The organism is Paenibacillus sp. P32E, from assembly GCF_001909085.1.
Lineage (GTDB): Bacteria > Bacillota > Bacilli > Paenibacillales > Paenibacillaceae > Paenibacillus_AQ > Paenibacillus_AQ helianthi.
The window spans coordinates 70,931-83,382 of the sequence record NZ_LVYY01000046.1 but is presented as its reverse complement, the minus strand read 5'-3'; the positions used below and the strand labels follow the sequence as shown (position 1 = coordinate 83,382).

Annotated in this window: 10 protein-coding genes; all 10 read right to left on the bottom strand. The window is 51.8% G+C overall.

All coding sequences use genetic code 11. The features are described from left to right. Window positions 1-13: 13 nt before the first annotated feature. Window positions 14-2,068: an RICIN domain-containing protein gene (locus A3848_RS24970; protein ID WP_074087566.1), complete on the bottom strand. Its 2,055-nt coding sequence runs from the start codon at window positions 2,066-2,068 to the stop codon at window positions 14-16. A gap of 50 nt (window positions 2,069-2,118) precedes the next feature. Beyond that, entirely contained in the window at window positions 2,119-3,201 is a 1,083-nt protein-coding gene (locus tag A3848_RS24965) for a glycoside hydrolase family 76 protein (protein WP_074087565.1), read from the bottom strand. A 61-nt stretch (window positions 3,202-3,262) separates the two neighbouring features. Beyond that, window positions 3,263-4,327 (bottom strand): glycoside hydrolase family 76 protein, encoded by a 1,065-nt coding sequence (locus A3848_RS24960; RefSeq protein ID WP_074087564.1) that lies wholly within the window; start codon window positions 4,325-4,327, stop codon window positions 3,263-3,265. A 42-nt stretch (window positions 4,328-4,369) separates the two neighbouring features. Further along, window positions 4,370-5,257, bottom strand: coding sequence for a carbohydrate ABC transporter permease (locus tag A3848_RS24955; protein WP_074087563.1), 888 nt, complete (start codon window positions 5,255-5,257; stop codon window positions 4,370-4,372). A 33-nt stretch (window positions 5,258-5,290) separates the two neighbouring features. Next, window positions 5,291-6,178 carry a carbohydrate ABC transporter permease gene (locus A3848_RS24950; RefSeq protein ID WP_074087562.1) on the bottom strand — a complete coding sequence of 296 codons (888 nt, stop codon included), beginning with the start codon at window positions 6,176-6,178 and terminating at the stop codon, window positions 5,291-5,293. A 72-nt stretch (window positions 6,179-6,250) separates the two neighbouring features. Then, window positions 6,251-7,558, bottom strand: a complete 1,308-nt coding sequence (locus tag A3848_RS24945; RefSeq protein WP_074087561.1) for an ABC transporter substrate-binding protein — start codon at window positions 7,556-7,558, stop codon at window positions 6,251-6,253. Window positions 7,559-7,605: 47 nt separating this feature from the next. Next, window positions 7,606-8,901: a glycoside hydrolase family 125 protein gene (locus A3848_RS24940; protein WP_074087560.1), complete on the bottom strand. Its 1,296-nt coding sequence runs from the start codon at window positions 8,899-8,901 to the stop codon at window positions 7,606-7,608. Window positions 8,902-9,083: 182 nt separating this feature from the next. After that, window positions 9,084-10,253 (bottom strand): GntR family transcriptional regulator, encoded by a 1,170-nt coding sequence (locus A3848_RS24935; protein ID WP_074087559.1) that lies wholly within the window; start codon window positions 10,251-10,253, stop codon window positions 9,084-9,086. Window positions 10,254-10,494: 241 nt separating this feature from the next. Then, entirely contained in the window at window positions 10,495-10,926 is a 432-nt protein-coding gene (locus tag A3848_RS24930; protein ID WP_074087558.1) for a peptidylprolyl isomerase, read from the bottom strand. Window positions 10,927-11,059: 133 nt separating this feature from the next. Then, window positions 11,060-12,394 (bottom strand): diaminopimelate decarboxylase, encoded by a 1,335-nt coding sequence (gene lysA / locus A3848_RS24925; protein WP_074087557.1) that lies wholly within the window; start codon window positions 12,392-12,394, stop codon window positions 11,060-11,062. Between the last annotated feature and the right edge of the window lie 58 nt (window positions 12,395-12,452).

Here is a 12,452-nt window from a genome sequence, read left to right as displayed (position 1 = left end):
GCCCCTTTCATTGTCAGTGGGATACTTTCAGATGATCGAGATTCAGATAATTCGCACTTCCCTTACCGGTATCATAGATTAATGAAATTGTGTTGCTGCCGCTGTTCAGGGTGACATTCGGTATAGTAACGGTGTTATAGGAATCCCAGCTCCCCGTCCCGTTGAACACCACATTATTGACAACCCCTGCCCCGTTTACATACAGATAACGCCCTGCGTTACCTGCTCCGCCGGAATAACGGAAGGTCAAATTGTAGACTCCGGCTGTATCGGCAATGACGTTAAAGTCCACCCACTTCCCGTTGGCGTTCCAGCCTGAGATGTAGCCTTTGCCCGTATAGCCCTGATGAGTGGATTCCGTGGAGAGAGAATGCAGCACAGCGGCTTCCGCTTCATAGGTCACATCGGTTTCAACCATCTGGAAGGTCATATTATCCGCCGCTCCATAGGTCCATTGAATGAATCCGCCACCGCTGACCAGCGAATTATCCGCCACATTGAGGGATTTGCCGGAGAGCTTGTTAATGATCTTGTAATATCCCTGGCCAATGCCTTCAATCTGCCACTGGTCGTTGCCGGTTGTGCCATAGTCCCATTGAATGACTTTTGCGTTGTTGTTGGGGTCCCCGTTCTCTACGGCCAGCGCTTTGCCGCTGTTCACATTAATGAGCTTATAGAATCCTCCAGGAGTCGAAGTAACGGTCCATTTGTCATTTTGGGAAATGCCGTAATCCCATTGCAGCACCTTGGCTCCATTTTGTGTGGAGGAAGCTTCGACTGCCGCCGATAGTCCGGTTGATTTGGGGATGATCCGGTAGGTTTTGCCGGAGACGACGGGACTCGTCGTTGCTTCCGTGCTGGTCAGCTTCACCATTACTGTGCCATGCGGGGGAACGGTTGCCGAATAGCTTCCGTTATAAGTGCCCAGATTCGACTTCTGCCACAAGTCCCGGACGGCGGCTGATGAGCCTAGTCCCAGACTGGTGAAATTCACGGTCATAGAAGCAGCTGTTTCCGACCGGTTGAACAGGACAACGGCCCTGGTGCCCGGGGTCTGCAGCAGTTTGGAAAATACCTGTTTGCCGTCTACATCGCTAACCAGTACGCCCTGTCTGCCGAGCGGGTCCTGATCTACAGCAATCACCTCAGAATTCATCAGAGTTGCCTGGGTATATGCGCTCATGCTGGAAAGGTTATTCCCGGCGATCAGCGGTGCAGCCATAATCGCCCACATCGAATAATGGGAACGGTATTCGGTATCTGTCATTCCCTCTCCAAAAACAGCCCCCGCTCCATAATTGCCTACCATTAGCATATCAGGGTCATTCCACCTGCCCGGTCCGGCAAAGTTAGCCAGGGGATAGTTCTGATCGATAATCCAGGTCACCCGCTGCCAAAAATCAAAGATATCATCTGTTGTCCGCCACATGTTCCCTGTTTCAGGCCCCCACACCCAAGGCTTGTTGATGCCCCAGTTGCAGATGCTGAACAGGATATCGCGCCCGGAATTCAAAAGCGCATCCCGGATCAGCGTATACCTTGCCTGCGGGTCCATCCCCCTGTTATCACACCAGTCTACCTTCACATAGTCCACATCCCAGGACGCGAAGGTCAGGGCATCCTGAACCTCATGGTTGTACATCCCCGGCCTTCCTGCGCAGGTGGTATAACCTGCATCCGTATAGAGCCCGAACAGCAGCCCCTTGCTGTGAACATAATCCGCAAGCGCCTTCATACCGCTGGGGAACTTGACCGGATCGGCCAGAATATTTCCGTTCGCATCGCGGCCGGTCTGCCAGCAGTCGTCAATCACGACATATTTATAGCCGGCATCCTTCATCCCGGTGCTAACCAGCAGATCAGCCGCCTCCTTAATCTTGTTCTCATCCACATTGCAAGCGTAGTAGTTCCAGCTGTTCCAGCCCATCGGCGGAGTCTGTGCAAGACCATTGTCTAATGCGGATGCCTGTGGCACAGTGAAGGTGCCCATCATTAGTGGCCAGACCAGCAGGAAAGCCAGCAAACATCTTAAGCCCAATCCGACTCTGCCGTTAACTCTTTTCCTCATCACATCATCTCCTTGGATCATTTCCAAAGCTATAGAATATGATTCTGTTATTATTCAAGTTCACTTGATGTAGATCTCCTCTGCATAACGGCTGCACCTTCAAGCAGCATCAGTCCGCTGAGCTGTACACTAAGCTGAACCGGCAGTATAGGCTTCAGTTCCCAAGAGGGGCCGCACAACACTGACCGGTGGTCCAGCCCTTTATTCCATAAAGCATCCGCGTTAGCCAGAATAACCTCACGGACAGGTATTGCTCCGGGGAACTGCTTCTCCAACTGAGCAAAATAACGGATCAGAATTCCTTTGAACAAACCGGTGTCATCAATGCCTTCATCAGGCAGCAGCAGCGTATCCGGGTCGCACAGCCGGTTGATGCAGGCCCCGGCCGTGCGGAGAGCAGCATCTGCATATTTCTGTTCCCGGGTAACGCGGTACAATTCCACTCCTGCCCCTAAGAATACGCCCTGGCAGTAAGTGAATGCCCAATCATAGTCAACTCTGCCGTCTCCCAGCCGGTTGATCCCGTCCCACACCAAGCCTGAACCCGGATCAACCAGATGAGCCTGGTTCCATTCGAATATGCGGACCGCCCACTCCAAATCCTCCGGATTCCGCAGCAGGCTGTACAGACGGGCAGCCAAAATAGCGGCAGGCGCATTGGCCGGGGTATTCTTGTAATCCAGCTGATCCTTCTTCCAGGACATTCCTCCGCCGAAATGATCGTTCCACGCGGTTTGAATATCCGTCCATAGCTCCAATACAGCGGTTTTGTACTCCTCTTCACCGGTAGCCTGGAACGCCCGCAGCAGCGCAAGCGCGGTCCATTCCATATCATCATAATAATTGTGGAGAAAGGTCCCGCCATTATAAGCACGCAGACTGCGGCTGTACTCCCGGATCTGCAAGGCTAATTCAGGGTCATGAGTACGCTCATAAGCATCTACAAGAACATCGAGCACATGAGCATGCCACCAATAATAGAAGTTGTCATCCGGCCGGAAGTACTCTCGCGGAAACCACTGATTCATAATTCCGGTTTTTTCATTGTAAAAATGCTTCTTCAGGCTTCGCTGGGCCTCGTCCGCACGCGCCGGCCAATCCGCCTTCGTTACCGCTTCTGCGGAAATGTCCATCAGATCACCTCATATATCAGGATCATGGGTATGCGAATCGGACTAAAAATGCTGGTATAAATTAGTTACCAGTTATCCTGCTTAGCTCCGCCAGCCGTTCCAGCAGCATGATGCCGCTAAGCTGGGAGCTGAGCTGGATAATACCGGCAGGCGGGCGGCTCCAGTCTGTACCAAACAAGGCGCCATCCGCACCCTTCCCGCTCCCCCAGAGCCGTTCTGCATTTCTGTGCAGAAAAGACACGGCTTCACTTGCTTCCGGATCAGCCTTGACCCATTCCGCAGCATAGCGGACCAGAATACCCTTGAACAGCCCGCCGTCCCCATCCCCCTCATCCGGCAAAATACCGGACTGCGGATCGGCCAGCTCCTTAACAGCAGCGGTGAAGGTCTGCCGGGCGTCTTCAAGGTAAGCAGCCTGCCCCTTAATCCGGTACAATTCGATGGCCGCACCGATATATACCCCTTGATTGTAGGTGTATTTCCAATCCTTATCGGTTGAGCCGTCACCGGCACGGTTCATACCATCCCAGACAAAACCAGTCTCCGGGTTGACGAGATGGTGCTTTTGCCAATGGAAAATATTCTCTGCCCATTCCAGATCCTGCGGATCGGCGAAGGACTGATACAACCGGGCGGCCAAAATGGCAGCCGGTGCGTTGGCCGGGGTGTTTTTGTAATCAAGCTGTGATTTCTGCCAGGCAATCCCCCCTCCCATGTGGGTATTCCAGCCGGTCTGGATGTCCTGCCACAACAACAGCGCAGTCTCCTTGTAGCGAGTCTTCCCGGTTGCCTGATAGGCGCGAAACCAGGCCAAGGCCATCCACTCCATATCATCATAGAGCTCATTTGGCCATACTCCGCCATTGCGGCGCAGTAGACCTTCATGCAGCGAAGCGAGGCGGTCTTCGTAACGTCCGTTATTCGTCCGCAGCAGACCATCCACCAGCACATCCACGGCATGCGCCATCCACCAGTAGTGAAATACAGTGTTGCACTCCCCGTCCGGGCAAGGCGTTGCGATGTTATACATTCCAATGGACTCATTCCAGAAGAAATGATCCAGCGCTTCCTGCGCCTCGTCTGCCCGTTCCTCCCATAATGCAGCTTCAACCTTCATTTGCTTCATAAGGCTCTCCCCCCATATCTGTTGATCTATTGCCAGCCTCCGCTAACCTTTGATACCGCTGAACGCAATGCCCTGTACAAAATAACGCTGCAAGGCCAGAAACAGCACAAGTATTGGCAAAATCGCCACCAGCGCCCCCGCCATCATGGGCCCGTAATCCGTCTGAAAATTATAGGAGAAGGCCTGCAGCCCCATTTGGATGGTCGCCTTGTCCGGGTCATTCAGCACGATCATCGGCCATAGGAAGCCGTTCCAGCCTGCCTGAAAAGTAAAAATGCTCAAGGTAGCCAGGGCCGGCTTGGTCAGAGGCAGATAAATGCGCCAAAAGATCATAAATTCCCTGCAGCCCTCGATCCGGGCCATTTCCATCATGTCACTGGGTAAGGTGAGGAAAAATTGGCGCATGAAGAACACCGCAAAAGTACCGGATGCCCCCGGCAGAATAATGCCCCAAAACGAGTTCATCAAGCCATTCCCGCCACTGCCAAAGAAGTCATTACCACCGGCAAACGGAATATGGCGCATGACATATACCGTCGGAATCATGGTTACAATACCGGGAATCATCATGGCGGCGAGCAGCACGCGGAAGATGGGCTTATTCAGTCTGAACTTCAGCTTCGCAAAGGCATAGCCGCTGAGTGAGCCAAAGAACAGATTAGCGAGTACACCGGCTAAAGCCAGGACCAGCGAGTTCCAGAAATAAAGTGCAAAGGGTACCGTCGTAAACGCTTTACGGTAATGTTCAAAGGTTAAATGATCCGGAAACCACTTAATGGGCATAGCGAAAATCTCATCATCCGGCTTCAGGGACGTCAGCACGCTCCAGTAGAATGGCAGGAACATAGCTATAGCGATAAGAATACACACGATATAATACACAGTTTTGTTAAAGCCCCGCTTCATGGCAGAGCCGCCGGTAACACCCATGCCTGTATACCTCCTTTTTCCGGGCTATCCTGCTCATACGACCGGCTCTTCGGCTTTGGATATCCGCATGTTGATTAGTGAGAACACCAGAATAGCCATGGCCAGCACAAAGGCCTGAGCTGAAGCATACCCCATCTGCAACTGGTTGAAGCCCTGCTGGTAGATCAGATAGACTGGTGTTTTGGTAACATTCGCCGGCCCCCCCTGTGTCAGAACGAATGCCTGGTCGAACAGCTGCAGTGCACCGATAATGGCCATCGTGCTGACCAGGAAGGTAGTTGGCCGGAGCTGCGGCCAGGTGATAAACCGGAAGCAGTCCAGTTTACCCGCTCCGTCCAGCCGCGCCGATTCGTATAGATAATCCGGGACTCCCTGCAGACCGGCCAGATAAATAATCATATTGGAGCCGACCGACTGCCACAGGGTCAGCATGACAATCGACAGCATGGCCGTTCTCGTCTCGGACAGCCAGGCGGGTCCGGTAATCCCGACATAGGAGAGCAGACCGTTGACCAGACCGAATTCCGGATGCAGCAGCCAGATCCATACGGTTGCCGCTGCAACAGCCGAAGTCAGCGTAGGCAGATAATAGAAGGTGCGGAACAGCTTGACCCCGCGCCATGCCCGGCTTAGCAGCAGCCCGAGGAGCAATGAAATCAGAATATTAAGCGGGACAAAAATCACCGAATACAAAAAGACATTGCGGAATGTCTTCCATAGCAGATCATCATCGATCAGCCGCCGGTAGTTGTCGAGGCCAATCCAGTCATTTCTGCTGAGCACGTCATAATTAGTAAAGCTTAAATATAAGGCCATCACTACAGGTATGACTGTAAACACCGCGAACAGCAGCACCGTTGGCGTGATGAACAAATATGCTGTCCGCGCCTGGTGTCTTTCCACCTTTCTCATGGAAGCCATATAACTTCCCCCCTTCATCATGCAGCAAGACTCCATCGCAGCAGGGGATTATCCCCTGCCGCTGGCAACCGTCTACTTTACAACTTCATTATCCTTGAGCATTTTGTCCCCTTGTTCCTGGGATTTCTTCAGGGTATCCTCAATACTCAGCTTGTTCTGCTGGTTCAGCTGGAGATTAGGTGCCAGAGCGTCCGTCTCCATTACAGAGTAGCCGGGGTGCGAAGGACGGACTTTGGCAAATTCCAGCGTTTCCAAAAACGGTTTCCACAGCGGATCATTCTGGAAGAACGGGTCCTCCATGGAGGGCTTGAAGCCCGGCAGATTGAGACTGGTCTTGGCCCAGAGCAATGCGTTGTCCTTGTTGGCCGTCCACCATTTGATGAATTCCCATGCCTCATCATGATGCTTAGAGCCTTCTGGAATGACGAGGCCGAAGCCGCCCATTACACTGCCCTTGTCGCCATTCGGACCTGCGGGAGGCGGAACGACACCGTAATCGAGGTCTTTGCCATATTTATTGTAGGTACTCAGCATCCATGGACCGGAATAGAGCATGGCAACCTTGCCGGTAACAAAGGCATCCTGCCCTTCTCCCAGTCCCAGTTCAAAGCCCACCTTGTACACCTTGTCTTTGTTCATCAAACGGTCCCAGAATTCCAAGACCTGCTTGCCTTTATCATTATTAAAGTTGGTCTTTCCATCCTCGGTCAGCATGGTGCCGCCGGCCTGCTGGAGGTACATATTGAACAAACCCAGGTCAGCCATCGAGAAGCCGGCGACTTCAAGCTTGTTGCCCTTCCATTTGGTCATCTTCGCGGCTGCGGTTTCCAGCTCATCCCAGGTTGTCGGGGGCTGAAGCCCGGCCTCTGCCAGCAGCTTCTTATTATAGAAGAGGGCCCGTGCATCTACCGTAAGCGGTAGGCCGTACAATTTATCGTTATAAGAGAGCTCCGTCAGCGATTCGCTGTAAAAGTCATCTTTGGAGATCCCGTCCCGTGTCAAATATTCATCCACAGGATGCAGCACATTTTTGGGGGCATAGAGTGAGGTCCGCCAGCGGTCCCAGAACAGGACGTCAGGGGCGCCGCCATTCGTGGCAGCCGTCAAAAACTTCGTGATCATATCCTGCTGCAGCACATATTTCACATGAATCTTATCCTGGGATTTGTTAAAGGTGTCGACCATGGTCTCGAACTGCTTCTGTCCTTCTCCCCCCCAGTCCCCCCAGAAGGTAAGCTCTGTCTTCTCGGTTTTGCTGCCAGCGTCTGTTCCGCTGTTTTTGGCTGCGGGTGTTCCGGAATTGTCCGAATTCCCGCCGCATCCTGCTGCCAAGGCGGAGAGCATTACCAGGGAAAGCGTCGTAATCAACCATTTTTTCATTGTTGTATCCCCCTTACACTATTTGGTATGTCATTGTTGCCGTTCCTTCAACTCCGCTTGATTTCAATCCCGCAGCACATCAGCACCAGCTCACAGAACATCATATTGGCCCAAGAGAACCAGGGGCGGGTATACTCGGCAGGGTGGTCTGCGTGGAAGGCTTCATGCATATATCCGGTGCCTGCATCGGAATGTTCCAGCAGATTAAGCATGGATTGCCGCTCTTCGGCACTGCCTGATGTCATTCCCTGTACCGCCAGGGCAATAGGCCAAATATATCGGCTGGGGGTATGGGGACTGCCAATACCCGCTGCAGCAGTTCCTGAAAAGTAGTAGGGGTTACTTTGGCTCAGAATAAATCTGCGTGTATTCATATAGACCGGATCATCAGCAGACGTATAGCCGAGATAAGGACTCGACAGCAGACTCGGAACATTCGCATCATCCATCAGGTTCACGCTGCCCAATCCGTCTGTCTCATACGCATACATAGTCCCATATTCAGGATGGTTCACAAGCCCGTATTGCCGTATGCCTCCATCGATCTCCTCCAGCAGATGTTGTGCTGCTGCCGCAAGCTCCGGATTATTCAGCACCTCTCCGGCAATTTCGCATACATACCGCAAGACAACGACGGCGAACATATTAGACGGTATCAGATAGCCATATTCGCAGGCATCATCGCTTGGACGAAACCCAGACCACGTCATTCCCGTGTAGGAGGTCATACTGCCCTTTCCTTCACGGACCAGGGTATCGGTGGGTGGACAATCCGTTCGCTGAAACGTATATGCGGAATCACGTTCATGATGCTGTTCCGTGGTCCAGAGGCTGATGATCCGCCAGACCCCTTTTACAAAAGCATCATCGAACGGAGTGATCCGCCCGGTGTTCTTCCACAGCAGATAACTGAGCTGGACAGGATAACACAAGGAATCAATTTCATATTTTCGCTCCCAAATCCACGGATTCATGACCGTCAGGTCCTTCTGATGCCCTTGGCCGTTCGCATCGCGGTTAAACGCGTTGGCATAAGCATCCAATTCGATAAACGCAAACTGGCGTTTCACCAAGCCTTCGATCATATCTGCTATGGCTTCATCTTCAGCGGCCAGGATTAGAAAAGGCCTGACCTGAGCGGCAGAATCCCTCAGCCACATGGCTGGTATATCCCCGGTAATGACAAAAGTCGTTCCATCCCGCTGGTGTTGAATTGTGGTATGCCAGGTGTTCGATAGACATTGCTCGAACATGCTTGCCAGTTTAGGACGGTCCGGCAGTGTCTCTCTGACCCGCGCGGACAGACGCTGTATGGAATGAGGTATTTCTTTTGAGGTATTCAGCAGGATAACCTCCCTATCTTTATGTTTTTATTAAGCGCTTACATTGAATAGTATATTGGTATGCGATTAATATGTCAATCAATATTTTAGTTGAAATGATATATCAATAACAGTGACAGAATCCGAATCATCAAGCATTTCTAAACCACAAAAAAACCCATCCGGTAGAATGGGTCTTCTGGTTAATGTCCTTTGTTCTGGACCGCAGGTCCGGTTGAGCTGCCGGGGATCAGCTTCGCTTCCAGCATTACTTTATGGGGTACGGAATGCCCGTTCATTAGACTCAGCACATTTTCTACAGCGATCCGCCCCATCTCCTCCTCATTCTGGCGCATATGGGTGAAGGAATAGCCGCCTCCGAGATGTGTCGGCGGACTGTCGAAGCAAATAATCGAAATGTCTTCAGGTATTCGCAGCCCCAGGCGTTCCACTGCTGTTTTGGCGAGCAAGGCAATATTGTACTCTATGGCAAACAGGGCGGTAATCGAAGGATGACTCTCCAGATGAGAGATCAGGCGCGCTATATCCCTTTCAATATTATCCGGGTTAAAAAACTTAGGAAGTGTCGAAGTTAGGTCGCTGACCCACAGCTCTTTGTCCACCATAATCCCCCGCTGGGCGTGAGCCTGAATGAAGCCTTCTATCCGGTCTTCGACGGCCGTTGTATCCACCGGCGGAGGGGACAGAAACGAGATATGCGTGTGCCCCAGATCGAACAAATATTCGGTGGCTTCCAGCGCAGCCTGAAGATTGTCCGAGCTGATTGATGCCGCGGCAACTCCCTTCAAATGACGGTCTACCAGTACCAGCGGGAATTGCCCAATGACCAGCTTGAGAATCTCAGCATTGAAATATTCGCCCTGTGCCGGGAAAATAATCAGTCCATCCACGCCCAGGTTGAGCAGTTTCTGGATGGATTGCTCCTCATTCTCAGGAATCCCGAAGGTTCTCCGCAAGACCAGAAAACAGTCGTTATCACGCGAGGCCTGTTCCATACCGTAGATCAGCCCGGTCCCGTAACTGTTGCCGAAGTCCGTTATGATCAGCCCTATGGTTTTCTCCTCCGTGTTAATTGCAGTGCCCCGGCTGCCTGATCCTCCCGGTAATTCCTGAGGTTCAGTGGCAGGATCAGCCACAAAAGACCCCCTGCCCGGCTTGCGGACGATCAAATGCTCTGCTGCCAGCAGCTCCAGTGCTTTTTTACTGGTAATCCGGCTTACATTATAGGTTTCGGCAAGCTCTTTTTCGGAAGGTACACGTTCTCCAAGCCTATAGGCTTGAGTCAATATGCTTTCCTTCACTTCGTCAAATATTTTCTCATACATCGGCTTGGAAGAAGTCGGTTCGTTCATGACTTTCACTATCTCCTGACTCTGATTTTTCGTGATTATACATAATAATATATCATGATATATTAAGATTGTCGACGTAGGCATGGTATTTCTGACAAGGGGAGCTCTAGTTTAGCCAGTATCCGTCAAGGACGTGTACGCCCTCGGGACAATAGTGTGACAAGCTCGTATGCACAGCAAAAAAAAGCAGACCCCCTTTTGAGAGATCTGCTTTTTCGAACTCGTACAACGATTAAGAAAATTAAGCTTCGATAATTTCCACCGAAGTCATTTTGTCGCGCCCCTGGAACGCATCTACCTTGTCCATACCTTCTACAACTTTACCGAATACGGTGTGTACGCCGTCTAGGTGTGGTTGTGGAGCATAAGCGATGTAGAATTGGCTTCCGCCAGTGTTTTTGCCGGCATGCGCCATAGCCAGCGAACCGCGTTCATGCTTGTTCGGGTTGATCTCGCAGTTGATGGTGTAGCCTGGGCCGCCGGAGCCTGTACCATTTGGGCAACCGCCTTGAGCTACGAAGCCAGGAATCACACGGTGGAAGACCAGACCGTTGTAAAAGCCGTCTTTCGCCAGCTTTTCGAAGTTGGCAACCGTGTTAGGTGCATCATTTTCAAACAGATCGATCAGCACGACGCCGCCATTTTCAAGAGTAATTTTCGCTTGCTTTGCCATATGTAAATACCCCTTTCGAAATTACAGATGTTGAACACTTTTATTAGTTTACTATGAAATCACGCACAAAGCAAAGCAGACGGAAGAGAATTCCGCCTGCTGTATGCTGCTTCACATTCTCCAAAGTAATAACTTACTTCATCACCGTCTGCTTCGCAATGCGAGCCGGGATCACATCATTGGCAATAATGTCCTGATGAGACTCGCGCCGGACCACAAGATCACTTTGCCCGTTCTGCACGAATACAACTGCCGGACGGCGAATCCGGTTATAATTGCTGGCCATCGAGTAGTTATAGGCCCCTGTGCAGGCTACGGCGAGCAGATCCCCGCTCTCCACCTTCGGCAATTCCACATCCCAGATCAGCATATCACCGCTTTCGCAGCATTTGCCGGCAATGGATACTGTTTCTTCATTCGGTTCAGCCGCACGGTTGGCCAGCAGTGCCTCATATTTGGATTCATAGAGTGCCGGACGCGGATTGTCAGTCATTCCGCCGTCAACGGCAACATATTTACGCACACCTGGAATCTCTTTGTTCGTACCAACAGTGTAGAGCGTAGTTCCGGCATCGCCCACAATGCTGCGGCCAGGCTCTACCCAGATTTGTGGCAGCGACTCGCCAATACCGGCAAAATGCATCTTCACCGCACCCGTGATCGCTGCGACATATTCAGATACCTTCAGCGGTGTATCACCTTCCACATAACGAATACCGAAGCCGCCGCCGAGATTGACTACCGGGAACGATACACCAAGGTCTTCCTTTACCTTCCGTGTAAATTCAGCAATCCGCTCTACCGCAAGCTCGAAACCTTCCGTTTCAAAAATCTGTGAACCGATATGGGAGTGAACGCCCAGCAGGTGGAGATTGTTTTTCTCCGAAGCCAGTCTTACCGCTTCCTGCGCAGAGCCATTGCCAATATCGAAACCAAACTTTGAATCGGTCTGGCCGGTGGAAGCATACGCGTGATGGGCATGCGCCTCTACACCCGGGGTCACCCGCAGCAAGATATTAACGGTGACTTCCTTGCGCTGGGCAATGGCCTGCAGCATGCTGAGCTCCACCAGATTGTCGACCACGAAGCAGCCGATTCCGGCATCAATCGCCATCTCCATTTCATCCGGCGTTTTGTTGTTGCCGTGGAAATGGATACGCTCTGCCGGAAATCCGGCCTGAAGCGCAGTATACAACTCCCCATCCGATACAACATCCAGAGACAGTCCTTCTTCGTCGGCCAAGCGGCACATCGCCATAACCGAGAAGGCTTTGCTGGCATAAGCAACCTGAAATCCGAGCCCGGATGCGGTAAAAGCCTCCATGTACTCGCGGCACCGGCGGCGGACCAATTGCTCGTCCACTATATATAGCGGGGTACCATACTCCGCCTTCAATTCTGTCACATCACATCCGCCAATCTCCAGATGATTGGCATCATTAATTCGGCTCGTCCCGTGTAAAAACATTTGTGCAGTCCTCCAATTTCTGTGGAAAGTCTTGTTCCACCCTGTCTATTTAGTGTAT